Annotated in this window: 24 protein-coding genes; 18 read left to right on the top strand and 6 right to left on the bottom strand. The window is 65.2% G+C overall.

Annotated elements, in window-relative coordinates:
• Window positions 1–6: 6 nt before the first annotated feature.
• Window positions 7–1188, bottom strand: a complete 1182-nt coding sequence (locus AC2TZ7_RS14570; protein ID WP_489864780.1) for a sugar ABC transporter substrate-binding protein — start codon at window positions 1186–1188, stop codon at window positions 7–9.
• Between the two features lie 442 nt (window positions 1189–1630).
• On the opposite strand from AC2TZ7_RS14570, the gene rpsD reads away from it, so the two are divergent.
• From rpsD to AC2TZ7_RS14550, 4 genes are all read left to right on the top strand, one after another.
• A complete protein-coding gene (gene rpsD, locus AC2TZ7_RS14565) occupies window positions 1631–2251 on the top strand; it encodes a 30S ribosomal protein S4 (protein WP_075775099.1) in 621 nt (206 codons plus the stop codon).
• Window positions 2252–2627: 376 nt separating this feature from the next.
• On the top strand, window positions 2628–3728 hold the full coding sequence (hisC, locus tag AC2TZ7_RS14560; RefSeq protein ID WP_078540515.1) for a histidinol-phosphate transaminase: 1101 nt from the start codon (window positions 2628–2630) through the stop codon (window positions 3726–3728).
• A complete protein-coding gene (locus AC2TZ7_RS14555; protein WP_489864779.1) occupies window positions 3725–4651 on the top strand; it encodes a prephenate/arogenate dehydrogenase family protein in 927 nt (308 codons plus the stop codon). The genes hisC and AC2TZ7_RS14555 overlap by 4 nt, the downstream gene beginning before the upstream one ends.
• Window positions 4648–5271, top strand: coding sequence for an extensin-like domain-containing protein (locus tag AC2TZ7_RS14550; RefSeq protein ID WP_489864778.1), 624 nt, complete (start codon window positions 4648–4650; stop codon window positions 5269–5271). Before AC2TZ7_RS14555 ends, AC2TZ7_RS14550 begins: the two co-directional genes overlap by 4 nt.
• A 3-nt stretch (window positions 5272–5274) precedes the next feature.
• On the opposite strand, the gene AC2TZ7_RS14545 is transcribed toward AC2TZ7_RS14550, so the two are convergent.
• Window positions 5275–6330, bottom strand: a complete 1056-nt coding sequence (locus AC2TZ7_RS14545; RefSeq protein ID WP_489864777.1) for a DUF2125 domain-containing protein — start codon at window positions 6328–6330, stop codon at window positions 5275–5277.
• Between the two features lie 47 nt (window positions 6331–6377).
• On the opposite strand from AC2TZ7_RS14545, the gene AC2TZ7_RS14540 reads away from it, so the two are divergent.
• The 3 genes from AC2TZ7_RS14540 (at window position 6378) to AC2TZ7_RS14530 (ending at window position 9577) form a co-directional block, all read left to right on the top strand.
• Window positions 6378–6923 carry a gamma-glutamylcyclotransferase gene (locus tag AC2TZ7_RS14540; protein WP_489864776.1) on the top strand — a complete coding sequence of 182 codons (546 nt, stop codon included), beginning with the start codon at window positions 6378–6380 and terminating at the stop codon, window positions 6921–6923.
• A 62-nt stretch (window positions 6924–6985) separates the two neighbouring features.
• Window positions 6986–8182 (top strand): biopolymer transporter ExbB, encoded by a 1197-nt coding sequence (locus tag AC2TZ7_RS14535; RefSeq protein WP_489864775.1) that lies wholly within the window; start codon window positions 6986–6988, stop codon window positions 8180–8182.
• 3 nt (window positions 8183–8185) lie between these two features.
• Entirely contained in the window at window positions 8186–9577 is a 1392-nt protein-coding gene (locus AC2TZ7_RS14530) for a peptidoglycan -binding protein (RefSeq protein ID WP_489864774.1), read from the top strand.
• Window positions 9578–9585: 8 nt separating this feature from the next.
• Here AC2TZ7_RS14530 and AC2TZ7_RS14525 read toward each other — a convergent pair whose 3' ends face one another.
• A complete protein-coding gene (locus tag AC2TZ7_RS14525) occupies window positions 9586–10467 on the bottom strand; it encodes a LysR family transcriptional regulator (RefSeq protein WP_489866821.1) in 882 nt (293 codons plus the stop codon).
• Between the two features lie 97 nt (window positions 10468–10564).
• Here AC2TZ7_RS14525 and AC2TZ7_RS14520 point away from each other — a divergent pair, with 97 nt between their 5' ends.
• Complete coding sequence (locus AC2TZ7_RS14520; RefSeq protein WP_489864773.1) at window positions 10565–11743, top strand: MFS transporter; 1179 nt, start codon at window positions 10565–10567, stop codon at window positions 11741–11743.
• Between the two features lie 102 nt (window positions 11744–11845).
• Here AC2TZ7_RS14520 and AC2TZ7_RS14515 read toward each other — a convergent pair whose 3' ends face one another.
• Window positions 11846–12547, bottom strand: a complete 702-nt coding sequence (locus AC2TZ7_RS14515; RefSeq protein ID WP_489864772.1) for a hypothetical protein — start codon at window positions 12545–12547, stop codon at window positions 11846–11848.
• 47 nt (window positions 12548–12594) lie between these two features.
• Entirely contained in the window at window positions 12595–15060 is a 2466-nt protein-coding gene (locus tag AC2TZ7_RS14510; protein ID WP_489864771.1) for a heavy metal translocating P-type ATPase, read from the bottom strand.
• Window positions 15061–15244: 184 nt separating this feature from the next.
• Here AC2TZ7_RS14510 and AC2TZ7_RS14505 point away from each other — a divergent pair, with 184 nt between their 5' ends.
• The 6 genes from AC2TZ7_RS14505 to AC2TZ7_RS14480 all read left to right on the top strand — a co-directional run bounded on the left by AC2TZ7_RS14505 (window position 15245) and on the right by AC2TZ7_RS14480 (window position 18827).
• On the top strand, window positions 15245–15640 hold the full coding sequence (locus tag AC2TZ7_RS14505) for a MerR family transcriptional regulator (RefSeq protein ID WP_489864770.1): 396 nt from the start codon (window positions 15245–15247) through the stop codon (window positions 15638–15640).
• Between the two features lie 51 nt (window positions 15641–15691).
• Entirely contained in the window at window positions 15692–16033 is a 342-nt protein-coding gene (locus AC2TZ7_RS14500; protein ID WP_078599097.1) for a hypothetical protein, read from the top strand.
• An 80-nt stretch (window positions 16034–16113) separates the two neighbouring features.
• Window positions 16114–16548 (top strand): c-type cytochrome, encoded by a 435-nt coding sequence (locus AC2TZ7_RS14495; protein ID WP_489864769.1) that lies wholly within the window; start codon window positions 16114–16116, stop codon window positions 16546–16548.
• Window position 16549: 1 nt separating this feature from the next.
• Window positions 16550–17920 (top strand): multicopper oxidase family protein, encoded by a 1371-nt coding sequence (locus AC2TZ7_RS14490; RefSeq protein ID WP_489864768.1) that lies wholly within the window; start codon window positions 16550–16552, stop codon window positions 17918–17920.
• 22 nt (window positions 17921–17942) lie between these two features.
• The gene (locus AC2TZ7_RS14485) at window positions 17943–18380 is read left to right on the top strand and encodes a c-type cytochrome (RefSeq protein ID WP_489864767.1); all 438 of its coding nucleotides are present in this window, start codon (window positions 17943–17945) and stop codon (window positions 18378–18380) included.
• Between the two features lie 6 nt (window positions 18381–18386).
• Window positions 18387–18827, top strand: a complete 441-nt coding sequence (locus AC2TZ7_RS14480; RefSeq protein WP_489864766.1) for a c-type cytochrome — start codon at window positions 18387–18389, stop codon at window positions 18825–18827.
• Window positions 18828–18907: 80 nt separating this feature from the next.
• Here AC2TZ7_RS14480 and AC2TZ7_RS14475 read toward each other — a convergent pair whose 3' ends face one another.
• Complete coding sequence (locus AC2TZ7_RS14475; RefSeq protein WP_489864765.1) at window positions 18908–20284, bottom strand: dipeptidase; 1377 nt, start codon at window positions 20282–20284, stop codon at window positions 18908–18910.
• Window positions 20285–20506: 222 nt separating this feature from the next.
• On the opposite strand from AC2TZ7_RS14475, the gene hemA reads away from it, so the two are divergent.
• The 4 genes from hemA to AC2TZ7_RS14455 all read left to right on the top strand — a co-directional run bounded on the left by hemA (window position 20507) and on the right by AC2TZ7_RS14455 (window position 25176).
• Complete coding sequence (gene hemA / locus AC2TZ7_RS14470) at window positions 20507–21736, top strand: 5-aminolevulinate synthase (protein ID WP_098411230.1); 1230 nt, start codon at window positions 20507–20509, stop codon at window positions 21734–21736.
• Between the two features lie 108 nt (window positions 21737–21844).
• Entirely contained in the window at window positions 21845–23116 is a 1272-nt protein-coding gene (locus AC2TZ7_RS14465; RefSeq protein WP_489864764.1) for a helix-turn-helix domain-containing protein, read from the top strand.
• Window positions 23117–23200: 84 nt separating this feature from the next.
• Entirely contained in the window at window positions 23201–24322 is a 1122-nt protein-coding gene (ispG, locus tag AC2TZ7_RS14460) for a flavodoxin-dependent (E)-4-hydroxy-3-methylbut-2-enyl-diphosphate synthase (protein ID WP_134332810.1), read from the top strand.
• A gap of 155 nt (window positions 24323–24477) precedes the next feature.
• Window positions 24478–25176 (top strand): DUF1236 domain-containing protein, encoded by a 699-nt coding sequence (locus tag AC2TZ7_RS14455; protein ID WP_098411227.1) that lies wholly within the window; start codon window positions 24478–24480, stop codon window positions 25174–25176.
• The last annotated feature ends 79 nt before the right edge of the window (window positions 25177–25255 follow it).

Here is a 25255-nt window from a genome sequence, read left to right as displayed (position 1 = left end):
TGGCTATCAGTTCCCGATGCCTGCGGCCTTGCACGCGTCGGCCGCGCCGCCCGCACAGAGCTTGGAGGTGTCGACGAAGCCGTCTTTCACGACGGTGTCGGCCATGTTCTCCGGGGTGACCCAGATCGGCTTGAGCAGGATCGAGGGCACGTCCATGCCGCCCTGGCTGTCATTGACCTTGCCGTTGACGAGGCCTTCGGGCGGGTTGTCGCCTGCACGCATGTAGAGCGCGAGCGCCGCTGCCGCCTGAGCTTCGAGATAGATCGGCTTGTAGACGGTGCCGCACTGGTAGCCGGTGAGCACGTTCTGCAGGCCGGTGACCGTCGCGTCCTGACCGGTGGTCGGGAAGGCTTTCGGCGGCACTTTCAGCGTCTTGAGATAGGAGATGACCGCGTTGGCGTTGTCGTCATTCGGGGTGACGACGGCGTTCATGTCCTGATGCGCGGTGAACTGCTGCTCGAAGGTGGTCCGTGCGACCGACGGATCCCAGGTGCCTGCAGGCTCGCCCGCATTGGTGTAGCTGCCGTCGTCGAATTTCGGCTTCAACACGCTCATGTAGCCCTGCTTGAACAGCGTGGCGTTGTTGTCATCGGGCGAGCCCGCCATCACGAGGATGTTCGGCTTCTCGATGTTCCAGTCGCTGAGGCACTGTTCCATGCCCTTGCCGATCAGCTCGCCGACATATTCGTTGTCGAAGCTGATATAGTAGTCGCGCGAGCCGCCAAGCGTGATCCGGTCATAGTCGATGACCGCGACGCCGTGCTCTTTCGCGTATTTCTCGACAGCCGCACCGCCGCCCGAGGAGATCGGGTCGATCAGCAGAACGGTCGCGCCCTGGCTGATATCGGTCTGCGCCTGCGTGAGCTGGTCGGCTTCCGAGCCTTGCGCGTTGGTGATGATCAGATCGTCCGCGGACAGGCCCGCCTCCTTGAAGGCTTTCTTCAGGTAGGGCTCGTCGAACGAGGTGTAGCGCGCCGAGCTTGCGGTGTCGGGCAGCAGAACGCCGACCTTGCCTTTGCCCTTGGCGGCGATGTCCTTGAGCTGACCCATGGCGGCGAAATCAGCACCGAAGCTGTCGGCGGTGACGCCTTGGGCTTGCGCGGCACCTGCAATCAGGCCAAGCGCGAGAACGCTGGTTCCAGCGAGACGCGCGGCGGTTCCGCACGTCGAGCGACGAATGTCTTTCATTATAATCCTCCTAAGGCCGGATGGGTTCCTCCCGTGGGGTGGCATCGCCTTGCCCCAGCGCGCCGCCTGTGCCGGTTACGGACAGGACAGCGCCGTGACGCGCATCCGGTACGCGTCCCGTTAGCGCAATCATGGCTTGAAATGTTGCTCTGAACAGGGGGGTGACGAACACAAAACACTCACGAAACTGCGAGGCCGTGGCGTTCCGGGGCAACCAAGAAGAGGAGGGGGAACGGGCGGCTGACTTCGCGCGGCACCGATGTGGCGCCCCGAGTGGTTGACACCCGCGCGCGCCGCTGTATAAGCCCGCCATTCCGGTAACGCGAGTTGCCGGGATTATTCATTGGTGTTGGTGGACCTCGCAAGAGGAAACCTGTCGCCGGTCGCCGCAAGGCCCGGAGGAGGACAACGCCCTTCGAAACTATAATGAAGGAGATCAGCCGTGACCAAACGCACGTCTGCCAAGTACAAAATCGACCGCCGCATGGGCGAGAACATCTGGGGCCGCGCCAAGTCGCCCGTCAACCGTCGTGAATACGGCCCTGGCCAGCACGGTCAGCGCCGCAAGGGCAAGCTGTCCGACTTCGGTATCCAGCTCCGCGCCAAGCAGAAGCTGAAGGGCCATTACGGCGACCTGACCGAGAAGCAGTTCCGCCGCATCTACGCCGAAGCCGAGCGTGTGAAGGGCGACACCGGTGAAAACCTGATCGGTCTGCTCGAGCGCCGCCTCGACGCGCTGGTCTACCGCGCCAAGTTCGTCCCGACCGTCTTCGCAGCGCGCCAGTTCGTGAACCACGGCCACGTGCTCGTGAACGGCAAGAAAGTGAACATCCCCTCCTACCGCCTGAAAGAAGGCGACGTGGTGGAAGTCCGCGAGAAGTCCAAGCAGATGGCTCTGGTTCTCGAAGCCGTTCAGTCGCCCGAGCGTGACGTTCCGGATTACATCGAAGCCGACCACAACAAACTGACCGCGAAATTCGTGCGCACCCCGGCCCTGTCCGACGTGCCCTTCGCGGTTCAGATGGAACCGAACCTCGTGGTCGAATTCTACGCGAAGAACTGATCTCTCAGTCTTCGCCGATCATTCGGAAAGGCCGTGCCCCCGGGGCGCGGCCTTTTTCTTTGGGGTTGCGTCTTTGCCCGGATCAGCCGCGCAGCGGCCCGGGCAGCGCCCGACCGCCCCCTCGGGCGGGCGCTTTTCGGCCTCACCGCGCGCGGCAAGCGTATTCGGATTTTGCGAGATAAAGCATCGACCACGCAGCGAGGCGCGCCCACCCGGCGGTCTGGCGCTGCCCTGCGGCACCCTTGGGCAATACATCTCTCATCGACGTGCTATGACATCCGTTGCATCCCTGCCGCGTCTGCTATGCGGGTGATCTTCTCACTAGCCCTGTCGCGCCATGGCGGATAGAACTCGGGCCACGATTCAGGAGTGCACAATGACCACGCATATTCGCCCCCAGCCCGGTATTATGGACATCGAGCTCTATCAGGGCGGCGCCTCCCATGTGGCGGGGCGCACCGATGCCGTCAAACTCAGCTCGAACGAGAACCCGTTCGGCCCCTCTGACAAGGCCAAGGACGCGTTCGCGAAATGCGCCCATTCGATGCATCGCTACCCCCCGACCGACCATGCCAAGCTGCGCACGGCGATCGGCGAGGTGCATAAGCTCGACCCCGACCGGATCATCTGCGGCGTGGGCTCGGACGAGATCATCCACTTCCTGTGCCAGGCCTATGTCGGCGCGCGCGACGAGGTGGTGTTCACCGAGCACGGTTTCCTGATGTATCGCATCTCGACCATGGCCGCGGGCGGCACCCCGATCGAGGTCAAGGAGCGCGACCGCACGACGGATGTCGATGCGATCCTGAGCGCCTGCACCAAGAAGACCAAGCTCGTCTTCCTCGCCAATCCGAACAACCCGACCGGCACGATGATCCAGCTGGCGGAACTGGAGCGGTTGGCGGCGGGGCTGCCGAAAGGCGCGCTGCTGGTGATCGATGCGGCCTATGCGGAATATGTCGAAGGCTATGACGGCGGGGCGGAGCTGGCCACGCGTCTGCCCAATGTCTTCATGACGCGGACCTTCTCGAAGATCTACGGTCTCGGCGGGCTGCGCGTCGGCTGGGGCTACGGCTCGCGCGAAGTGATCGACGTGCTCAACCGCATCCGTGGGCCTTTCAACCTCTCGACCGCGCAGCAGGAGACCGCAGAGGCCGCCGTGCGCGATCAGGACTGGGTCACGAAATGCCGCGATGACAACACCCGTCTGCGCGCCTGGCTGGCCGAAGCGCTGGCAGAAAAGGGCGTGCCGTCAGACACTTCCACGGCGAACTTCATCCTCGCACGTCTGGCGTCCGAGCAGGAGGCGGCCGATTGCGATACCTATCTGAAATCCGAAGGCATCATCGTGCGCCGGGTGGCGGGCTATAACCTGCCCAACTGCCTGCGCATCACCGTGGGCGACGAGCCCTCGTGCCGCCGCGTCGCGCATCTGATCGGCGTCTTCAAGGCAGGCGGGATCGAGGTGCCCAGATGAGCCAGCTCTACCAGCGGGTCGCGCTGATCGGGCTCGGCCTGATCGCCTCGTCGATGGCCCATGCGATGCGCGAGAAGGGGCTGGCGGGCGAGATCGTCGGTCATGCGCGCTCCGCCGAGACGCGCGACACCGCGCTGGAGATCGGGCTGGTCGATGCCGTCTACGAGACCGCCGCCGAGGCGGTCGCGGGCGCGGATCTGGTGGTGCTCTGTGTGCCGGTCGGCGCGATGGCGAAGATCGCCGAAGAGATCGCTCCGCATCTGGCGCCCGGCGCTACGATCACCGATGTCGGCTCGGTCAAACGCTCGGTGATCGACGCGGTCGGCCCGCATGTGCCTGAAGGCGTGCATTTCATCCCCGGCCACCCGCTGGCGGGGACGGAGCAGTCCGGCCCGCGCTCGGGCTTTGCGACGCTCTTTGCCAATCGCTGGTGGCTGTTCACGCCCATCGAGGGCACGGATCCCGAGGCGCTGACCCGGCTGAAATCTCTGGTCGAGGCAATGGGCGCGAATACCGACGAGATGGCGCCCGATCACCATGATCTCGTGCTCTCGGTCGTGTCGCATACGCCGCACCTGATCGCCTATACGATGGTCGGCGTGGCGGATCATCTTCGTCGTGTAACCCACGAGGAAGTCATCAAATATTCCGCTACGGGTTTCCGCGATTTCACTCGGATCGCGGCCTCGGACCCGACGATGTGGCGCGACGTCTTCCTGACCAACAAGGAAGCGACGCTCGACATTCTGGGCCGCTTCACCGAGGAGCTGTTCATGCTGCAACGCGCGATCCGCATGGGCGATGGCGACATGCTGCATGACTATTTCACGCGCACCCGCGCGATCCGCCGCGGCATCATCGAGGCCGGGCAGGATACGGATGCGCCCGATTTCGGGCGCGGTGCTCCGAAGAAAGACACATGAGCGCCACGGGTCGCAGCAAGGCGGTCGCGCTGATCGCCTTGGCGGCTGTGGTTGCGGTGGGCTCCTGCGGGCGCGGCGACGACCGGCGCTCGGCGCGCTATTCCTCCTCGGGCGAGCTTTGCGGCATTGCCGGGCTGGAAGGCGCGCATATCGCGCCGATCGACGGGCCGGGGCGCTGTGGCATTGCCGATCCGGTGCAGATCACCGCAGTCTCGGGCATCCGTCTGACCTCGCCGGTGCGGGTGAATTGCACGGCGGCAAAATCCTTCAAGCGCTGGGTCGATCGCGGGATCAAACCGGCGGTGGGGCGGCGCGGCGGCGGGATCGAGGCGATCCGCATCGCGGCCTCCTATTCCTGCCGGAGCCGCAATTCGCAGCCCGGCGCGAAGCTGTCCGAGCATGCCAAGGGCAACGCCATCGACGTCTCGGGCGTGATCCTGCGCAACGGCGCGACGCTGAGCGTGCTGGAGGACTGGCGCCGGGGTCGGGTGATCAAGCGGATGCACAAATCGGCCTGCGGCCCGTTCGGTACCGTGCTTGGCCCAAGATCGGATCGCTTCCATCAGGACCACATCCATGTCGATGTGGCCCGCTATCGAAATGGCACTTACTGCCGCTGACCTTTATTGACGCTGGGCGACCAGTTGCGGCGCGGGGCCCAGCGGCACCGGGCCGACGCTCATCTGCCCGTCCTTGAAGATAAGCGGCACGTCCAGCGCACCATCGGGGTTCTTCGCGGCCAGCATCGCACCGATCCCGGTCACGAGCTTCACCTCGTCCTTGCTGATCAGCCCCACGCTTTGCGCGATGCCGACCCAGTTGCGCCAAGAGGCGGAGCGGATCGTCAGCGTGCCGTCGGGATAGCCCGAGGGATCGACCGTCAGGTTGCCCTCGACCGAGACATCGTTGCCGCCCCAGCTCAGCGACAGGTCCGAGATCGCGACGGTCATCAGCCCCGGCATGCCTGCCTCCAGCGCGGTCTGGTCGATAGGCTCGCGGGTGCCGATCAGCGCGTCGAAATGAACCCGGGTAACGGTGTCGGGCAGCTCGCCCTTCGGGTCGATCCGCTCCAGCAGATCGCCCGGGAGTTTCAGCGATTTCGCCTCCGCACCCAGACGATAGGCGGCGGCGGGCATTACCAGATCGGCGGCCTGAGCCGAGGCCCCGATCGCGCCCTGCGCCTTGTCCTTGCGCTCGATCGCGAGGCGCAGCTGATCGGCCGAAACCGCGGGGGCCGTCTCGCCCGCGGGCGTCAGCACCGGCGCGGAGATCACTGCAATCGCCCGCTCCAGCGGCAGCGCGGTCGAATAGCCCACCGTCAGCGAGGCGCGCATGTCCTCTTGCGTCAGCTTGTAGCTTTGATCGCCCAGTTGCAGCGACTGGCCCGAGGGCAGATAGGCGATCACTTTATTGGGTTCGTATCCCAGAGCGAAGAGCTGCGCGAAGGGCGCGCTCCAGTGCCACAGGCCGCCCTGATCCTTCAGTTCGGGCTTGTCGAAGGTCAGATCGAAGCGCGAGGGGAAGCCCGCGAGCGAGACCGATTGCGCATCGCCCCAGCCTTCCTGCCGGGCCTGCGCGAGCATGTCGCGTGCGCCGTTTTCGATCTTGTGCGCACCGAAGAACCAGTAGCCGCAATAGGCCAGCGTCGCGACCAGCACCAGAATGATCAGTTTGCGCATCTTCGCCTCTTTGCAAATCGGGTGAACCCCATGTAAGCCCTGAGCCCATGCAGGACCAGTGCGATGACAATAGGATCTGGGTCTTCGGCTACGGCTCGCTGATCTGGAACCCCGGCTTCGATTTTGACGAGCGGATGCTCGCCCGTGCGCCGGGTTGGGAGCGCAGCTTCTGCCTGCGCTCGCTGGTGCATCGCGGCACGCCCGAAGCGCCGGGGCTGGTGCTGGCGCTCGACGAGGGGGAGGGCGCCTGCGCGGGGCTCGCCTTCGCGGTGAAGCCCGGTCAGGAAGACGAGGTCATGGCCTATCTGCGCGAGCGCGAGCTGGTGACCTCGGCCTATCTGGAACGTGAAATTGATGTGGAGCTCGATGACGGGCGGCGCCTGCGCGCGGTGACCTATGTGATCGACCGCCATCACGACCAGTATTGCGGCGGTCTCTCCGATGACGAGCAGGCCCGGATCATCGCCAGCGCCACCGGCGGGCGTGGTCCGAACCGCGATTATCTGTTCAATACTGCCCAGCATCTGCACGAATTGGGCATCCCCGATCCCCATCTTGATGCATTGGTGGCACGGCTGCACCACTTGTCGTGATAGGCCTTGGCGAAGGGCTGCGCCCTCGCTAGGCTCTGCGCAAACAGGCAAGAGGGGCAATAATGGAAGAGCCGATCCGGCTGGAGCCGCAATTCTCACAACCCGTGCGTCAGGTGATCCTGATGCTTCTGGTGCTCGGCTTGGTCGCTGCGGGGGGCTACTTCGCCTATTCGCGCATCTTCCCGATTTTCCTCGCCAATCCCTGGCTGAACGGGGTGATCCTCGCGGTCTTCGTCTTCGGCATCCTCGCCTGTTTCTGGCAGGTGGTGCAGCTGGTGAAGGCGGTGAACTGGATCGAAAGCTTCGCCGCTGACCGTCCCGGCCGTCCGCAAGTGCGCCCGCCGTCGATGCTGGCGCCGCTCGCGTCCCTTCTGGGCTCGCGCGAGGCGCGCCGCGCGGTGTCGTCCTCTTCGGGGCGCTCGATCCTCGAATCCGTCGCGACCCGGATCGACGAGGCGCGCGACATCACCCGCTATATCGCGAGTCTGCTGATCTTCCTCGGCCTGCTCGGGACGTTCTACGGTCTCGCTACCACCGTGCCTGCGGTGGTCGAGACGATCCGCGCCCTTGCGCCGAAAGAGGGCGAAAGCGCGATGGGGGTCTTCGACAACCTGATGACCGGGCTCGAGGCGCAGCTGGGCGGAATGGGCACGGCGTTCTCCTCGTCGCTCCTGGGTCTTGCGGGCTCGCTGGTTGTGGGCTTGCTGGAGCTGTTCGCAAGCCACGGTCAGAACCGGTTCTACCGCGAGCTGGAGGAATGGATTTCCTCGATCACGCGGCTCAGCTTCACCGCGCTCGAAGGCGGTGATGGCGAAAGCTCGATGGTGGCGGGCGTGCTCGATCACATGTCCGAGCAGATGGACCAGATCCAGACGCTGTTCGTACGCTCCGATGCCGGACGCGTGCAGACCGAGGCGCGGATCGCGCATCTGTCGAACGCCATTCACGACCTGTCGGAACGGCTCTCGGCGGAGATGGATGCGCGGAGCCGCCAGCAAGGCGCGCTGCAACAGATGGCCGAGGGGCAGGAGCGGCTGATCGGCGCGCTCGATCACCTCGCGCAACGCACGGCCGAAGGCGCTCCCGAGGCGGAGGCGCTGATGGAGACCCGGATGCGGCTGCGCTCGATCGATCAGCAGATGATGCGGATGCTCGAGGAAATCAGCGCCGGACGGCAGGAAAGCATGGCCGAACTGCGCCACGATTTCGCGGGGCTGACGCGCGCGATCCTCGGCTACAAACCGCATCGCGAGGATTAATTCATGGCTCTGGCACGGCGCGGTGGCAATCGGTTCTCGACCAATATCTGGCCGGGTTTCGTCGATGCGATGACGGCGCTTCTTCTAGTTCTGATGTTCGTCCTGTCGATCTTCATGATCGTGCAATCGGTGCTGCGCGACACGCTGAGCACCAAGGAAGGCGAGCTGGTCCAGCTCAACGAGCAGGTGTCGAACCTCGCCAAGGCGCTGTCGCTGCAACAGACCAAGACGCAGCAGCTGACCGGCGAGTTGGAGAATGCCAAGGACAAGGCTGACCAGCAGGACTCGCTGATCGCGACGCTGACCTCGCAGCTCGATGACCGCAAGGCCGCGCTGGCCGATGCCAAGCAGAAGATCACCGAATTCGAGGCCCGCGTCGCGCAGTTGGTGGGCGAGCGCAACGCCGCCCAGCAGGATGCGAGCGCCAAGGCCGACGAAATCCGGCTGAGCAAGGAAACCATCGCCGATCTGCGCGACAAGCTGACGAAATCGGGCGATGAGGTTGCGGCGATGACGCTGCAACTCGAAGAGGCGCGCAAACAGGCCGAGGACACGCTGACCAAGCTCGCCGCCGCGCAGACCGCGAAGGACGATCTGGAAAAGCAGCTCGGCAAGCAGCTGTCCGAGGCCGAGAAGCAGGCCGCGCTGAAAGCCACCGCGCAGAAGGCGCTGGCCGACCAGCAGGCGATCTCGGAAGGCGCGCAGAAGAAAGTGGCGCTGCTCAATCAGCAGGTCGCGGCTCTACGCAGCCAGCTCGCGCAGCTGCAAAACGTGCTCGACGAGGCGCAGCAGAAGGATGCCGCAGCCAAGGTGCAGCTCGACAATCTCGGCCAGCAGCTGAACGCGGCGCTGGCCCGTGCGGCCTCCGAGGAAAAGAAACGCGCCGATCTCGAAGAGCAGATGCGCAAGGAGGCCGAGGCCAAGGCGAAGGACCTGCAGAATTACCGCTCGGAATTCTTCGGCAAGCTGTCGCAGCTTCTGAAAGGCAAGCAGGGCGTGAAGGTGGAAGGCGACCGTTTCGTCTTCTCCTCCGAGGTGCTGTTCGCGCCGGCTTCCGCGACCCTGTCGGATGCGGGCCGCGCGCAGATCAAGCAGGTGACCGCGCTGCTCGACCAGCTGCGCGGGGAAATCCCGGGCGACATCCCGTGGATCATTCGCGTCGACGGCCATACCGACGACACGCCGCTGTCGGGGCTGGGCGAGTTCAAGGATAACTGGGAGCTGAGCCAGGCCCGCGCGCTGTCGGTGGTGAAATACATGGTGGACAGCCTTGGCTTCCCGCCGGAGCGCCTTGCTGCTGCCGGTTTCGCGCAGTTCGACCCGGTGAACACCGCCGACACGCCCGAAGCGCGCGCCCAGAACCGCCGGATCGAGTTGAAGCTGACCGAGCGCTGAGGCATCGGTCAGCTGATCTCCGTCAGCCAGTCGAGAAACGCGCCGAGTCGCCGCAGCCCGGCCGCGCGGGTCATGTAGACGGCCTGAACCGGCAGCGGCTCGACGCTGAGCCTGCCCGGAAACAGCTCGACCAGCCGCCCCTCGGCAATGTCGCGCGCCACCATGAAATCGGAAAACCGCGCGATCCCGAGACCGGCGCAGACGAGCGCGCGGGCCGCCTCGCCATTCCCGGCGGTGACCGAAGGCGCGGGCGTGATCGGTTCGGGGTCGTCATCGAAGCGCAGCTCGTTGATATGCGCGGGGCTCTGAAACCGCACCTGCCGCAGCCGGGTCAGATCGTGCGGTGTTTCGGGCCTGCCCATGCGCGCGAGATAATCCGGCGCGGCCACGAGCCGCCACACCGCATGGCCCAGGGGACGGCGCAGCAACTCGCTGTTGCCCAGCGTGCCCATCCGGATCGCGACATCGGCCTGCGCGCCGATCAGGTCGACGACGCTGTCGGTCATCTCGATGCTGATCTCGATTTCGGGATAGCGCGCGGTGAAATCGGGCAGGGCGGGGGCCAGCACATGCAGCACCCAGGGCACCGGCGCGTTGATCCGAAGCGGCCCGCGCGGCGTGCCCCCTTGCGCCGCGAGATCGGCCAGTGCCTCGGTCCGGTCGACGATCTCGCGCGCGGCCTCCAGTAGATCGCGCCCTTCCGGGGTCAGTTCCAACGCCCGCGTCGTGCGGCGCAGAAGGACCACCGAAAGCTGCTCCTCTAACCGGCTCACCGCGCGGCTCAGCGTCGAGGGCGCCACGCCCCAGCGCCGCGCAGCTTCGGCGAAACCGCCCGCCTCTACGACACCCACGAAGGTCGCCAGATCGCGGGTTTGCGGCAATTCGTGCATTTTGCGCAATGATCCTTTCCAGAGCTTTCTGTTCACGCAAAGCCTGACCCATGACAGATGGGATGTCGATATCCAATCCAACCAAAGGGAGATCGACATGCCTCTTGCTCTCTGGGCGCTCACGATCAGCGCCTTTGCCGTCGGCACGACCGAGTTCGTGATCGTCGGCCTCATCCCCACCATCGCCCAGTCTCTGGGCGTGCCGCTGCCCTCGGCGGGGCTTCTCGTAAGCCTCTATGCGCTTGGCGTGACCATCGGTGCGCCGGTGCTGACCGCGCTTGCCGACCGGCTGCCGCGCAAGACGCTGCTCTTGGCGCTGCTGGCGCTGTTCATCGGCGGCAACGCCTTCGCGGCGGTCGCCCTCAGCTATGGCGTATTGATCGCGGCGCGCTTCATCACCGGCCTCGCGCATGGGGTATTCTTCGCCATCGCCTCGACCATCGCGACGAGCCTCGTGCCGCGCGAAAAGGAATCGAGCGCGATCGCCATGGTCTTCATGGGCCTGACCGTTGCGCTGGTGACCGGCGTGCCCTTCGGCACATGGATCGGGGCGCATTTCGGCTGGCACGCGACCTTCCTCGGCGTGGTCGGGCTGGGCGTGATCGGCTTCATCGCCTCGGCTCTGCTGGTGCCGTCGAACCTGCCGCGCGGAGCGTCGCCCTCGCTGAAGCAACAGCTGAGCGTTCTGACGTCGCCGCGGCTTTTGCTGGTCTATCTGATCACGGCGGTGGGCTACGGCGGCAACTTCATCGCCTTCACCTATCTCGCGCCGATGCTGACCGATGTGACGGGGCTGAGCGCCGGATCGGTGAGCCTTGTGATCCTGCTCTACGGAATCTCGGTCGCGGTGGGGAATATCGCCGGCGGCAAGCTGTCGGACCGGATCGGGCCGGTGCCGGCGCTCACGCTGATCTTCGCGGGGCTGGCCGGGTCACTCGCGCTGCTGGGGCTGAGCCTCGCGACGCCATGGGCCGCGATTGCGGTGGTCCTGTTTTGGGGCGGGTTCGCCTTTGGTAACGTGCCGCCGCTGCAGGCCTATGTGGTCGATATCGCGCGGTCGGTGGCGCCGGGGGCGGTCGACGTGGCCTCGGGCCTCAATATCGGCGCCTTCAACCTCGGCATCGCGGGCGGGGCGTGGGTCGGCGGTCTCGCGGTCGGCCAGCTCGGCCTGTCGGTCACGCCCTTCCTCGGCGCGGTAGTCGTGCTGGGCGGTCTGGCGCTGACCCGGCTGAGCGGGCGTCGCGCGCGCGGCAGCGCGCTGCAGGCGGCGGAATGACGCCCGACAACGCGCTGATGTGACAACTGAAAAAGGCTGCCGGGTTTGGTCCCGGCAGCCTTGTCGCTTGTCGAATGGGCGCCCTCAACGTGGCGACCGGGCTCAATGCCCCATCATCATTTCACCCTTCGCCATCGCCAGATGGTGCGGCTGATGATGCGCGCCGACGGTGAGGATGCCGATGAAGCCGAGCGCGCGGATCTTCTGCACATCCGCGCCGGTCACGGTGAGGGCGCTGCCGCCGGGGATTTCCTCGGCGCTCATCTCCCAGCCCTCGACCCCGTTCATCGTCGCGACATGGGCCGGCACCATCGCACGGATCGAGGCGGTGACCTCGGGGTCGTCCGAGGTCGCCTCGAAGCGTGCACCACCTTCGATGTCGTCCTCTTTGACCTTGGCGCGCAGGGTGACGTTGTTCATGTCGATCAGATGCTGGCGCAGGCCCTCGATATTGACGCGGTTCCAATCCGTGTCGGGATCGGCGAGCAGATAGGCGACGATCTCCTGAATGGCCGCGAAGGCGGACTGGCCCGGCTCGGTGATCGCGCCCGTGTCACCGGATTGCATGCCGGGCATCTGCGCGGTCGAGGTCATCGGCATCTGCCCGTCGGCATGGGCGTCGTCGGACATCATGTGATCGTCATGGGACGCCATGTCGCCGTGATCGCCCATATCTTCATCGTCCATCATGTGATCGCCCGACATCATGTCATGCGCGCTTCCATCCGCATGGTCGTCCATCATCTGGGCGTGACCGAGCGTGGGCAACGCCACGAGGGCGAGAATAGTGAGAAAACGAGTCATGGGTCCTCCGGAGTTTTGCGTTACCCTGCCATCTTTCATCGGGGATGTCACAGCTTCAGCCTCCGCAGCCGCAACGCGTTGCCGATCACCGACACCGACGAGAAGCTCATCGCGAGCGCCGCGATCACCGGCGAGAGCAGCACGCCGAAGACCGGGTAGAGCACGCCCGCCGCGATCGGCACGCCTGCCGTGTTGTAGGCGAAGGCGAAGAACAGGTTCTGGCGAATGTTGCGCATCACGCCCTCGGCCAGACGGCGCGCGCGGACGATGCCGGTCAGGTCGCCCTTGACCAGCGTGAGCCCGGCGCTTTCCACCGCGACATCCGCGCCGGTGCCCATGGCGATGCCGACATCGGCAGCGGCCAGCGCAGGTGCGTCGTTTACCCCGTCGCCCGCCATCGCGATGGAGGCGCCGTCCTTGCGCAGTTTCTCGACCAGCGCGGCCTTGTCTTCGGGCGAGACCCCGGCATGGACCTCGTCGATGCCCAGCTCACGCGCGACGGCCCGCGCGGTGCCTTCGCTGTCGCCGGTGGCCATGACGATCCGCAGGCCTTCCTCGTGGAGCGCGCGGATTGCGTCCGCCGTGGTTTCCTTGATCCGGTCGGCCACCGCGATCACCCCGATCACCTTGCCGTCGCGGGCGAGATACATCGCGGTTTTGCCGTCCGATTGCAGACGCTCGACCGTCTCGGATTGAGCGGAGGTATCCGCGCCGATCTGCTCCATCAGCGCCGCGTTGCCGAGCGCGATCTGCGCACCGTCGACGTGCCCCGTGACACCCTTGCCGGTCACCGCCTCGAAGTCTTTCGCCTCGAGTTTGGGCGCATCTTCCGACCCTTGCACGATGGCCTCCGCCAGCGGGTGTTCCGATCCGCGTTCCAGCGCGGCGGCGAGGGATTTGACCTCGTCCTCGGAGGCCCCGTCCGCGATCACATCCGTCAGCGCGGGCTTGCCCTCGGTCAGCGTGCCGGTCTTGTCGACGATAAGCGTGTCGACCTTGGCGAAGCGTTCCAGCGCCTCGGCGTCGCGGATCAGCACGCCTGCGCTTGCGCCGCGTCCGGTGCCGACCATCACCGACATTGGCGTGGCGAGACCCAGCGCGCAGGGGCAGGCGATGATGAGGACGGAGACAGCGGCCACGGTCGCATAGCCCAGAGCGGGCGAGGGGCCGAAGGCCAGCCATGCGATGAAGGCGAGGATGGCGCAGATCACCACCGCGGGCACGAAGTAAAGCGACACACGGTCGGCCAGCCCCTGGATCGGCGCGCGCGAACGCTGCGCCTTGCCGACCATCTCGACGATGCGCGAAAGGGTGGTTTCCGACCCCACGGCCTGCGCCTCCATCACGAAGCTGCCCTGCTTATTCAGCGTGCCGCCAGTGACCGGCTCGCCCTGGGTTTTCTCGACCGGGACCGGCTCGCCGGTGATCATGCTCTCGTCGATGGCAGAGGAACCTTCCGTGACCACGCCGTCGACCGGTACCGTCTCGCCCGGGCGCACGCGCAGCTTGTCGCCCGTCTGCACCTGATCGAGGGGGACGTCTTCCTCGCCATTTTCGCCCACGCGGCGCGCGGTTTTCGGGGCGAGGTCCATCAGCGCGCGGATAGCGTCACCGGTCTTCTCGCGTGCCGTCAGCTCCATGATCTGCCCGACCAGAACCAGCACGAGGATCACCGCTGAGGCCTCGAAATAGACCGGCGGCAGGCCGTGCTCATTGAGCATCTCGGCGGGGAAGATCCCCGGCACCAGAAGCCCCGCGAGCGAGAACAGATAGGCCGCGAGCGTACCCAAAGCGATCAGCGTCCACATATTGGGCGAGACATTCACCACCGATTTCCAGCCGCGCACGAAGAAGGGCCGTGCGAACCACAGAACCGGGGTCGCCAGCGCGAATTGCAGCCAGAGGAAGGCTTTCGGCCCGATCCAGTCCGCGACGGGCAGCCCGATATGTGCGCCCATCTCCAGCACGAAGACCGCCGCCGCCAGCGGCCCCATGATCCACAGCCTGCGCCGGAAATCGACCAGCTCGGGGTTCGGGCCGCTATCGGCACTGGGGCTCATCGGCTCCAGCGCCATGCCGCATTTCGGGCAATCGCCGGGCTTGTCCTCGACGATCTCGGGATGCATCGGACAGGTATATTGCGTGCCTTCGGGCATTGCCTTGGCGGCAGGGCGAACGCCTAGATAATCCTCGGGCCGGGCTTCGAACTTGTGCTGGCAAGCTTCGGAGCAGAAATAGAACCGCTCGCCATCGAGCTTGGCCATATATTTCGCGGTCGCGCGCTCGACCGACATCCCGCAGACCGGATCGGTCGCCTTGATGTAGTCATCGGGCTTGGCCACGAACTTGTCGTGGCAGCCTTGCGAGCAGAAGTGGTAGCGATAGCCGTCATGCTCGGCACTGGGCTTGTCGGCATTCGGGTCGACCGTCATTCCGCAGACCGGGTCACGCGTGATCGCGTCCGCCGTCTCCTGCGTGTCGTGGGTCTCGTTGTGGGCGTGTTGCGATGTCATCCGTTCATCCTTTCGGCAACTTCGCTCGACCAGATAGGGCTTCCAGTAGATGGAGGGTCAAGAGATTTGCTGATCTTTTCTTCAACCCCGCACCGCGCCCCTATGTTCCCACGCCCTTCACGCGAGCGTGACTTTTGCCTCCAGCTGCTGGAAGGTTTATATTAGGCACAGGAGGCCTATGCAGATGAATATCGGAACCGCCGCGACGCAGACCGGGCTGCCGGTCAAGACAATCCGCTATTACGAGGAGATCGGCCTCGTCACGCCGGACAGGCGCGCGAATGGCTATCGCGATTTCTCCGAGGCTTGCGTAGAGCAGTTGCGGATTCTGGCGCAGGCGCGCCATCTGGGGTTCTCGCTCGAGGAATGCCGTCGCCTGCTCAGCTTGAGCGCCGATGAGGGGCGGGCCAGCCGCGATGTGCGCGCGCTCGCGCAGCAAAACCTCGAAGCGGTGCGCGAGAAGATCGCCTCTCTCGGTGCATTGGAGGCGCAACTCCAACGTCTGATCGCGCAATGTCATGGCGACGATGCCCCCGATTGTGCGATCCTCGACGACCTGATGGGGCAGCGCGGGAATTGACAGCCGCGCCAGAGCCCACCAGATAGAGGGCAGGGAGAAACCGGGAGAGCCATGCGCAAAGCGCTGCATATCGTCATCATCGGGCTGGTCTGTTTGATCGGTCTTTCGCAGTTGGGCGCGCCCGCTGCCGCGATGACCCATGCGCGTGCGATGGATGCGATGGACGCAATCACCGTCAGCGATTGTGCCGCCTGTCCCGACAGCCATCACGATGCGGGGCCGATGCAGGACAAGACCTGCCCCCATGCGCAGATGATGGTCTCGGCCACGCTGGACTTTGCGCCGGAATTCTCGCTGAGCCGGGCGGACCTGTCCGTGACGCTTCTGCCTGCGGAGACGCCCGCGCCATTGGCGCATGAGCCCCAGCTCGACCTTCCGCCACCGCGTATCTGATCGATCACACCGTCGCTGGCCCCTGAGGGGGCTCGTCTGTCGCGTCCGCAATCCGGGCGCATGATCGAACAGGATACTCCATGAAACGCTATATTCTTTCTGCCGCCGTCGTCGCGGCCCTCGCTGCGGGCGGTTGGCTCGTGATGCAGCCCGACACCGCGAGCGAGGCCGAGGCGGCCACGCCTGCCAAAGGCGATCCGCTCGTCGCCGTCACCTTGCCGACCTCCCTGACCGAACAGGCCCAGATGGGCAAACGCGCTTTTGACGCGACCTGTGCGGCCTGTCACGGCGCGAACGGCAGCGGCAAGATGGGCTTCGGCCCGCCCCTCGTGCACAAGATCTACGAGCCGTCCCATCACGGGGACATGGCCTTCCAGGCCGCCGTTCAGGCGGGCGTGCGCGCGCATCACTGGAAGTTCGGCAACATGCCCCCGCAGGAGGGTCTGACCCGTGGCGATGTCGCCAATATCGTCACTTACGTGCGCGAATTGCAGCGCGCGAACGGGATCGACTGAGATGCAGAATTTCCAACTGACCCGCCGCGCGGTCCTTGCCGGAATGGGGGCCACGGCGCTGACCGCGCGCATGGGCAGCGCACAGACCGCCCCGGTGCCGCTGACCGCGCAGCGCGCCATGGCCCAGATCGCCCCCGAGGGCTATCCGCAGACCGAGGTCTGGTCCTATGACGGCACGCTGCCGGGGCCGCAGCTGCGGGTGCCGCAGGGCGCACGCCTGCAACGGCGCTTCGTCAACAAGCTCGACGTGCCAAGCTCGGTGCATTGGCACGGCATCCGCATCGATAACGCGATGGATGGCGTGGCGGGGCTGACGCAGGACGCTGTGCCGCCCGGCCAGACTTTTGATTATGATTTCGTTGTGCCGGACGCGGGCACCTACTGGTATCACGCGCATACGAACTCGATGGAGCAGGTCGCGCGCGGCCTCTCCGGTGCGCTGATCATCGAGGAGCCGGACGCGCCGGATGTCGATCGCGACGAGGTTCTGCTGCTCGACGATTGGCTGCTCGATCCCGACACCGCGCAGCTGGAGCCGGATTTTACCCATCCGATGGACCTCAGCCACGGTGGGCGCTTCGGCAATCTGGTCGGGACCAACGGGCATTACGCCCTGACTCTGAAGGCGAAACGCCACGAGCGCTTGCGGCTGCGCCTGATCAACGCCGCCAATGCGCGGATTTTCGTGCTGCGGCTGACCGGGCTTTCGGGCTGGCAGGTGGCGCTCGACGGGATGCCGCTGCCCGCGCCGGAGCCCGTTCCCGAAGAACTGGTCCTCGCACCCGCGCAACGCGTCGATCTGATCGTCGATGTGACCGGCGACGGGGCTCAGGCGGCGATCGAGCGGTTAGGCAATGACGACCAATGGCACAGCCAGATCGCGTTCGAAATTGCGGGCGATGCAAGCCGGTCGCGGCGCGACGCGCCGGCGCCACTGCCGCCCAATCCGAACATGGCCCCGACCGATCTGACGCAGGCCCGCCCGCTGGAGATGAAGATCGAAGGCGGCGCGATGGGGCGGATGTCACGCAGCCAGATGCAGGGGCTGATGCAGAGCGGCAATTTCTGGACGCTCGGCGGCAAGGCCGGGCCGGGGGATGCGCCGTTTGCGCGGCTGTCGCGGGGCGAGCCGGTGCGGCTGCGCTTCGTCAACGACACCGCCTTCCCGCATGCGATGCACCTGCACGGGATGCATTTCCGCGAGGTGCTTGAAGATGGAAGCCTCGGCCCGATGCGCGACACGGTGCTGACCTTTGCCGGACGCAGCCACGAGGTCGCGTTCACGGCCGACAATCCGGGCAAATGGCTTTTGCACTGCCACATGCTCGCCCATGCGGCGGCAGGCATGTCGTCCTGGATCGACGTGACCTGAGTTTCCGATGAAAGGAGTGAAGATGAGACAGTCCCTGATGACGACCCTGTTCCTGCTCGGCTGGGCGCCGATGGCGTTCGCGCATGGCGGGGTGGAGGATCCGCAGGTTCTCGCTCGGATGGAAGGCATGAAGCGGCTCGGGACCGAGATGAAGCTTCTGAGCACGATGGCGAAGGGGGAGAGAGACTTCGAAGCCGAGAAGGTCCGTCGCGCGATCACCCGGATCGAAGCCGAGGCCGGACAGATTCCGGTGCTCTTCGAGCCCGAGGCGCAGGACCCGAAATCCGAAGCCCATCCGTCGATCTGGGACGAATTCCATGACTTCCGCGGTCAGGCTCAGGCGCTGGAGGAAGCGGCCAACTCGCTCTCGAAGCCGATCGAGTCCCGGCAGGCGCTTGGACCTGCTCTCGTCAAGCTCGGGGTGACCTGCAAGGAGTGCCATGACGAGTATCGGGAGTAAGCGGCGATGCGGATTGAGGCGATAGGTCTGGCTGTCGTGATCGCGCTCGGGGCAGGGGGCGCGCAAGCCGCCAGTCTGCTCGACGGGCGGGATGTCGCGGCGGGCGAGGCTCTTTATGCGCAGAACTGCGCGAGCTGCCATGGCGCGCAGCTCGAAGGTCAGCCGGACTGGCGCGAGGCGGGGCCCGATGGCGTCCTGCCCGCCCCGCCGCATGACGAAACCGGCCACACATGGCACCACGAGACCGCCTTGCTGTTCGATTACGTCAAGCAGGGCGGTGCGGCGGCGCTGGCCGCGCGCGGGGTCGTCGATTTCCCAAGCGGGATGCCCGGTTTCGGTGGAGCGCTGAGTGACGCGCAGATCCTCGATATCCTCGGCTTCATCCGATCGACCTGGCCCAAGCGGATGCAGGCGGTGCAATCGGCGCGCGACGAAAGCCAGAAATGAGACCGGCCATTCGCGAGCATGCGAATGGCCGGTGACAAGAGCGTCGCTATGCGAGGGGCGCGAAGCCCCCGGCTGCGTGCTTATTTCGCGATCCGGTCGAGGATCCGCGCCCAGGAGCGGATGCCCTTGTGGAAGCTTTTCACGTCGTATTTCTCGTTCGGCGAGTGGATCGCGTCGTCATCGTTGGCGAAGCCGATCAGCATCGCGTCCATGCCGAGGATCGACTTGAAGTAGTAGCCGATCGGGATCGAGCCGCCCATGCCGACGATGACCGCCTCGCGGTTCCATTCGTCTGAGAGCGCCTGACGCGCGGCTTCGAATTCGGGGCGCGAGGTGTCCATCACGGAGGCCGGTGCGCCGTCGAGGTCACCGTCCCAGGTGATGCGTGCATCGACCGGCAGGCGTGCCTCGACATGGGCGCGGAGCGCCTTGCGGACGTGGGCCGGGTCCATGTCGCCCACCAGACGGCAGGTGATCTTGCAATGCGCCTCGGCCGGGATCACGGTCTTCGAGCCCGCGCCCTGATAGCCGCCCCAGAGACCGTTGATCTCCAGCGTCGGGCGTGCCCATTGCTGCTCCAGCGCCGAATAGCCTTCTTCGCCATGCGGCACGGTCATGCCCGCGTGCTGAAGGTATTCCTTCTCGTCGAAGCCGCAGGTCTTCCACGCTTCCAGCTGCTCGGCCGGGACTTCGTGGACGCCCTCGTAGAAGCCTTCGACCGCAACGCGGCCCTGATCGTCATGAAAGCTCGCGATGATCTTGGAAATCTCGCGCAGCGGGTTCAGGGCAGGGCCGCCGTAATGGCCCGAATGCAGATCGATGCGCGGCCCGTGGAGGGTGAATTCCTCCTTCAGCATCCCGCGCAGGCTGCCCGCGATCGAGGGCACGCCGGGCGAGACCATCGAGGTGTCGCAGATCAGCGCCAGATCGGAGGTCAGCTCCTCGCGGTTGTTCTCGAGGAAGGGCACGAGCGAGGGCGAGCCCGATTCTTCCTCACCTTCAAGAAAGATCACAAGATTGCCAGGCAACTCGCCGTTCACGGCCTTATAGGCGCGGCAGGCCTCGATGAAGGTCATCAGCTGGCCCTTGTCGTCGGACGCGCCGCGACCACGGATGACGCGACCGTTCTCGGTATCCTCGATCTGCGGCTCGAAGGGGGGCGTGTTCCACAGCTCCAGCGGATCGACCGGCTGCACGTCGTAGTGGCCGTAGAACAGCAGGCGCGGGCCCTCGCCCTTGGAATGCGCAACCACCATCGGATGACCCGTGGTCGGGCGCAGTTCGGCGTCGAAGCCAAGCGATTTCAATTCCTTGACGAGCCATTCCGCAGCTTCGTGGGTCTCTTCGCGATAGGCCGGATCGGTCGAGATCGAGCGGATTTTCAGCAGCTCGAAAAGACGGTCCATCGCGGCATCCAGGCCGCTATCGATTTCGGTGAGAACCTCGTTCAGTGCCATGCAGGCCTCCTTTATTTTGGCCTCAGCCTAGGGCTGCGCGCGGGACTGTCCAGAGGGGGTGACGCGAGGGCGCGACAAATTGCGAAAATTGAATGTTTGCTTTTCATGACTATTTGCGACATTTTTGCCCTTCAGGGAGAGGAATTTGACATTTATCAATGTCGCGCTTTGTGGTGCCCGGTAGGGCAGACCCAGCGAACAGTCATGCAAGGGAAGCACGAGATGGATTACGACCGCGCACTCGATCAGGCGATTGACAAGCTGCACGAGGAAGGCCGCTATCGCGTCTTCATCGACATCGAGCGCGAGAAGGGTAATTTTCCCCATGCCGTCTGGACCAAGCCGGACGGGTCGAAGCAGGACATCACCATCTGGTGCGGCAACGACTATCTTGGCATGGGCCAGCATCCGGTCGTGCTGGCCGCGATGCACGAGGCGCTGGACGCCACCGGCGCAGGTTCGGGCGGCACGCGCAACATCTCGGGCACGACGGTCTATCACAAGCGGCTGGAGCATGAGATCGCCGATCTGCACGGCAAAGAGGCCGCGCTGGTCTTCTCCTCGGCCTATATCGCGAATGACGCGACGCTGAGCACGCTGCCCAAGCTGTTCCCCGGTCTCATCATCTATTCCGACGAGCTGAACCACGCCTCGATGATCGAGGGCATCCGCCGCAACGGCGGCGCCAAGCGTGTCTTCCGTCACAATGACGTCGCGCATCTGCGCGAGCTGCTGGCCGCCGACGATCCGGCCGCGCCGAAGCTGATCGCCTTCGAGTCGGTCTATTCGATGGATGGCGATTTCGGCCCGATCTCCGAGATATGCGATCTGGCCGAGGAATTCGGCGCGATGACCTATCTCGACGAGGTGCACGCGGTGGGCATGTATGGCCCGCGCGGCGCCGGTATCGCCGAGAAGCTGGGCGAGATGGACCGGATCGACATCTTCAACGGCACGCTGGGCAAAGCCTTCGGCGTGTTCGGCGGCTATATCGCGGCTTCGGCGAAGATGGTCGATGCGGTGCGCTCCTATGCGCCGGGCTTCATCTTCACCACCTCGATCCCGCCGGCGGTGGCCGCTGGCGCTGCCGCGTCGATCGCCTTCCTGAAAGGCGAGGGCGGTCAGGAGCTGCGCGACAAGCAGCAGCTACACGCGAAGATTCTCAAGATGCGCCTGAAGGGCATGGGTATGCCGATCATCGACCACGGCTCGCATATCGTGCCCGTGATCATCGGAGATCCCAAACATACCAAGGCCTTGTCGGACATGCTGCTCGACGAGTTCGGGGTCTATGTCCAGCCGATCAACTTCCCGACCGTGCCGCGCGGCACCGAGCGTCTGCGCTTCACGCCCTCGCCGGTGCACGACACCGGTATGATCGACGGTCTGGTCAAGGGCATGGATGCGCTTTGGGCGCGCTGTGAGCTGAATCGCGCCGAAGCCAGCGCGTAAGCCACATAGGCGCGTGCGCGGCTCGCTTGCTTGTGATAAGCCTTTGTTAATCGAAGGGGCTATTGGCTCCGAATCGACGCAGGCGGGAAAACGGCAGGGACAGGCAGCATGATCGGGCGAAGGGCGAAACCTTCGACGGAGGACGGAGTCAAACCTAAAGGGTTCGACGATTTCGAACTTCGTCTTGGCGATGTGATGCGCGGCGAGCGGGCGACGCTCGCCAAATCGCTCCTAGATGTCCAACGCGAATTGCGGATCAAAGCAGCCTATATCGCGGCCATCGAAGCCTGCGACGTGGAAGCTTTCGACACGCCCTCCTTCATCGCGGGCTATGTGCGTTCCTACGCGCGCTATCTCGGTCTCGACCCGGAATGGTCGTTCCAGCGCTTCTGCAACGAGGCTGGCTATTCGCCCGCCCATGGCATGTCCGAAGCCGCCTCCGGCCCGAAGCCGCAGCGCGACCCGAAGGACATGGCCGAGGCGCTCGCCAATCCCGCCTTCATTCCGCGCAAGGAATCGCTCTGGACCAAGATCGAGCCGCGCGCCGTGGGTGCGCTCTTTGTTCTGGCGCTGATCGGTGGCGGTATCGGCTATGGCGGCTGGACGGTGCTGCAGGAAGTGCAGCGCGTGCAGCTGACGCCCGTGGATCAGGCGCCCGGCGTGATGGCCGATCTCGATCCGCTCGACTCGGTCAAGGACGGGCCCGAGATGGCGCAGGCCGACGACACGCTGCCCGAGGTCAACCAACCCGAGCGTTCCGCGCGCATCTACCGTCCGGCGGCCCTCGACGCGCCGGTTCTGGTGTCGCGCGACGGGCCGATCGCATCGATCGACCCCAATGCGACCGGCGCGCTGGCCGGGCAGGGCGTGGGCGCGGCCGCTCCGGGCCTGACGCCCAATCTCATCGGTCTGGCCCAGCCGAGCACCTCCCCGAACACGCCGCAGGGCACGCAGCTCGCCGCTGCATCGGGCAACGAGTCGAATATCCAATCCGCCGTCGCCAAGGCGCTCGAAGCGGATCAGCCCGATGTCGTCGTTCTGGCCGTGCGCCCGTCCTGGGTGCGGATCAAATCCGCCGATGGCGCGACGCTGTTCGAGAAGGTCATGGATGCGGGCGAGCGTTACGTGCTGCCCAAGCTCGAAGAGCCGCCGACGATGCGCACGGGTGAATCCGGCGCGATCTATTTCGCGGTCAACGGCGTGACGCATGGCCCGGTCGGCAAGCGCGGTCAGGTCACGAAGAACATCAAGCTGTCCTCGGCTGCACTCGACGAGGACTATCCGGTCGCCAATCTCGCGCAGGACAAGGACCTCGCGAAGATGATCGCGGTGGCCGATGCGGGCGATGCCGCGACGCAGGCCGCGACCGACCAGCAATAAACCGCAGATCACGATCCGCCGCGGCCCGTTGCACCGCAGCGGGCCTTGGCGTATCAGGAGCCGAGGTCTCGAAGGAGCGTTTGCATGTCTCTCAACCCGGTCCGTCCGTGGCGCAATATCTACCGCCGCAAGTCTCGCCAGATCATGGTCGGCAATGTCCCCGTGGGGGGCGATGCGCCGATCTCGGTGCAGACGATGACCAATACCGACAGCTCGGACGTGCGCGCGACGCTCGATCAGGTGATCCGCGCGGCCGATGTCGGCGCGGATATCGTCCGCGTCTCGACCCCGGACGAGTCCAGCACGCGCGCCCTGCGCGAGATTTGCCGCGAAAGCCCGGTGCCGATCGTGGCGGACATCCATTTCCACTACAAACGCGCGATCGAGGCGGCGGAGGCGGGGGCGGCCTGCCTGCGTATCAACCCCGGCAATATCGGCGATGAGAAGCGCGTGGCCGAGGTCGTGCGCGCGGCCAAGGATCACGGCTGTTCGATCCGGATCGGCGTGAACGCAGGCTCGCTCGAGCGGCACCTGCTGGAGAAATACGGCGAGCCGTGCCCCGAAGCGATGGTCGAGAGCGCGATGGACCATATCCGCATTCTCGAGGATCACGATTTCCGCGAATACAAGATTTCGGTGAAGGCGTCGGACGTGTTCCTCGCCGCCGCTGCCTATCAGGGCATCGCCGAGGCGACCGACGCGCCGATCCATCTTGGTATCACCGAGGCGGGTGGCCTGACCTCGGGCACGGTGAAATCCGCGATCGGTCTAGGCAACCTCCTGTGGATGGGTATTGGCGACACGCTGCGCGTCTCGCTCTCGGCCGATCCGGTCGAAGAGGTGAAGGTCGGTTTCGAGATCCTGAAATCTCTGGGCCTGCGCACCCGCGGCGTGCAGATCATTTCCTGCCCGTCCTGCGCGCGGCAGGGCTTCGACGTGATCGCGACGGTGGCGGAGCTGGAAGAGCGGCTCGAACACATCAAAACGCCGATCTCCCTGTCGATCATCGGCTGCGTCGTGAACGGTCCCGGCGAGGCGCTGATGACCGATATCGGCTTTACCGGCGGCGGTGCCGGATCGGGCATGGTTTATATGGCCGGGAAGCAGGATCACAAGCAGTCCAACGCGGATATGATCGACCATATCGTTGAATTGGTTGAGAAAAAATCGGCCGAGATCGAAGCGGAGAAAGCCGCCGCCGAATAAGCGGAAAAGCGCCGCAGCGCCCCCGAAATCGGCCCCTATCACGCTGCCGTGATAGGGGTCCGGGGGAACGAATTGGCGCCCCTCCACATTTCCCTCCCCACAACGGAGAGAGGCCGTCCCTCGTGGCGGTCAGGGTAATGAAGGAGGTAAGTCCAATGACCCGCAAGTTCGCAACTATCCTCGCTGCTGCCGCCAGCACCACGATGATCGCCGGTACCGCTTTTGCCGAGACCAGCCCGCCGCTGATGGCCACCGCGCAAGGCGAGTTCGATATCCACGCCGGGGTCGAGGCCTCGTCGAAAACGATCGCCACCGTCGCCGACGGCACCATCGTCCCGGTGGAAGGCTGTCTGCCCGATGGCACGATCTGTCAGGTGACTTTCGATGGTATGAATGGCTATGCGCCTGCAGGCCAGCTGGGTGTGATGGTCGACGGCCAGATGGCGCTTTTGTCGACCGGCCCGCAATCGGTCACCGTGAACCAGATCCAGGTTCCGGGCGATAACGCCAATAAGGATGGCCAGGGCGCTGCGGCGCTGACCGGTGCTGCTGCTGGTGGCGCAGCCGGTGCGGCCGTGGGTGGTCCCGTGGGCGCCGTGGTCGGCGCTCTGATCGGCTCCGCCGGGGTGGGCGCTGCGGCCAAGCCCGAGCCCACCACGATCACCTGGGTCGAGAAGCACCCTGTCGCGCCGGTTTATCTCGAGGGTGACGTCGAGACCGGCAAGGTCATTCCGGACGTGGTAACGCTGACACCGGTGCCGGACAGCACCTATGCCTATGGCAATATCAACGACAACACGGTCTTCGTGAACCCTGATAGCCGCGCGATCGTCTACGTCGTGCCGGCCTCGTAAGGTTCGATGACAAAGATCACCAAGAAAGCCGGCGCCTCACCGCGCTGGCTTTTTTATCGCCGTAGGCAGTTCGCACGCA

It is taken from the genome of Thioclava sp. ISO4, from assembly GCF_058105145.1.
The sequence above is the reverse complement of the archived record's forward strand: the minus strand, read 5'-3'. Positions and strand labels throughout refer to the sequence as shown.

Bases quoted from the DNA above. Each gene is read 5' to 3' on its own strand.
- AC2TZ7_RS14570 (WP_489864780.1), bottom strand. From the start codon at position 1,188: ATGAAAGACATTCGTCGCTCGACGTGCGGAACCGCCGCGCGTCTCGCT.
- hisC (WP_078540515.1), top strand. From the start codon at position 2,628: ATGACCACGCATATTCGCCCCCAGCCCGGTATTATGGACATCGAGCTC.
- AC2TZ7_RS14555 (WP_489864779.1), top strand. From the start codon at position 3,725: ATGAGCCAGCTCTACCAGCGGGTCGCGCTGATCGGGCTCGGCCTGATC.
- AC2TZ7_RS14550 (WP_489864778.1), top strand. From the start codon at position 4,648: ATGAGCGCCACGGGTCGCAGCAAGGCGGTCGCGCTGATCGCCTTGGCG.
- AC2TZ7_RS14545 (WP_489864777.1), bottom strand. From the start codon at position 6,330: ATGCGCAAACTGATCATTCTGGTGCTGGTCGCGACGCTGGCCTATTGC.
- AC2TZ7_RS14540 (WP_489864776.1), top strand. From the start codon at position 6,378: ATGCAGGACCAGTGCGATGACAATAGGATCTGGGTCTTCGGCTACGGC.
- AC2TZ7_RS14535 (WP_489864775.1), top strand. From the start codon at position 6,986: ATGGAAGAGCCGATCCGGCTGGAGCCGCAATTCTCACAACCCGTGCGT.
- AC2TZ7_RS14530 (WP_489864774.1), top strand. From the start codon at position 8,186: ATGGCTCTGGCACGGCGCGGTGGCAATCGGTTCTCGACCAATATCTGG.
- AC2TZ7_RS14525 (WP_489866821.1), bottom strand. From the start codon at position 10,467: ATGCACGAATTGCCGCAAACCCGCGATCTGGCGACCTTCGTGGGTGTC.
- AC2TZ7_RS14520 (WP_489864773.1), top strand. From the start codon at position 10,565: ATGCCTCTTGCTCTCTGGGCGCTCACGATCAGCGCCTTTGCCGTCGGC.
- AC2TZ7_RS14515 (WP_489864772.1), bottom strand. From the start codon at position 12,547: ATGACTCGTTTTCTCACTATTCTCGCCCTCGTGGCGTTGCCCACGCTC.
- AC2TZ7_RS14510 (WP_489864771.1), bottom strand. From the start codon at position 15,060: ATGACATCGCAACACGCCCACAACGAGACCCACGACACGCAGGAGACG.
- AC2TZ7_RS14505 (WP_489864770.1), top strand. From the start codon at position 15,245: ATGAATATCGGAACCGCCGCGACGCAGACCGGGCTGCCGGTCAAGACA.
- AC2TZ7_RS14500 (WP_078599097.1), top strand. From the start codon at position 15,692: ATGCGCAAAGCGCTGCATATCGTCATCATCGGGCTGGTCTGTTTGATC.
- AC2TZ7_RS14495 (WP_489864769.1), top strand. From the start codon at position 16,114: ATGAAACGCTATATTCTTTCTGCCGCCGTCGTCGCGGCCCTCGCTGCG.
- AC2TZ7_RS14490 (WP_489864768.1), top strand. From the start codon at position 16,550: ATGCAGAATTTCCAACTGACCCGCCGCGCGGTCCTTGCCGGAATGGGG.
- AC2TZ7_RS14485 (WP_489864767.1), top strand. From the start codon at position 17,943: ATGAGACAGTCCCTGATGACGACCCTGTTCCTGCTCGGCTGGGCGCCG.
- AC2TZ7_RS14480 (WP_489864766.1), top strand. From the start codon at position 18,387: ATGCGGATTGAGGCGATAGGTCTGGCTGTCGTGATCGCGCTCGGGGCA.
- AC2TZ7_RS14475 (WP_489864765.1), bottom strand. From the start codon at position 20,284: ATGGCACTGAACGAGGTTCTCACCGAAATCGATAGCGGCCTGGATGCC.
- hemA (WP_098411230.1), top strand. From the start codon at position 20,507: ATGGATTACGACCGCGCACTCGATCAGGCGATTGACAAGCTGCACGAG.
- AC2TZ7_RS14465 (WP_489864764.1), top strand. From the start codon at position 21,845: ATGATCGGGCGAAGGGCGAAACCTTCGACGGAGGACGGAGTCAAACCT.
- ispG (WP_134332810.1), top strand. From the start codon at position 23,201: ATGTCTCTCAACCCGGTCCGTCCGTGGCGCAATATCTACCGCCGCAAG.
- AC2TZ7_RS14455 (WP_098411227.1), top strand. From the start codon at position 24,478: ATGACCCGCAAGTTCGCAACTATCCTCGCTGCTGCCGCCAGCACCACG.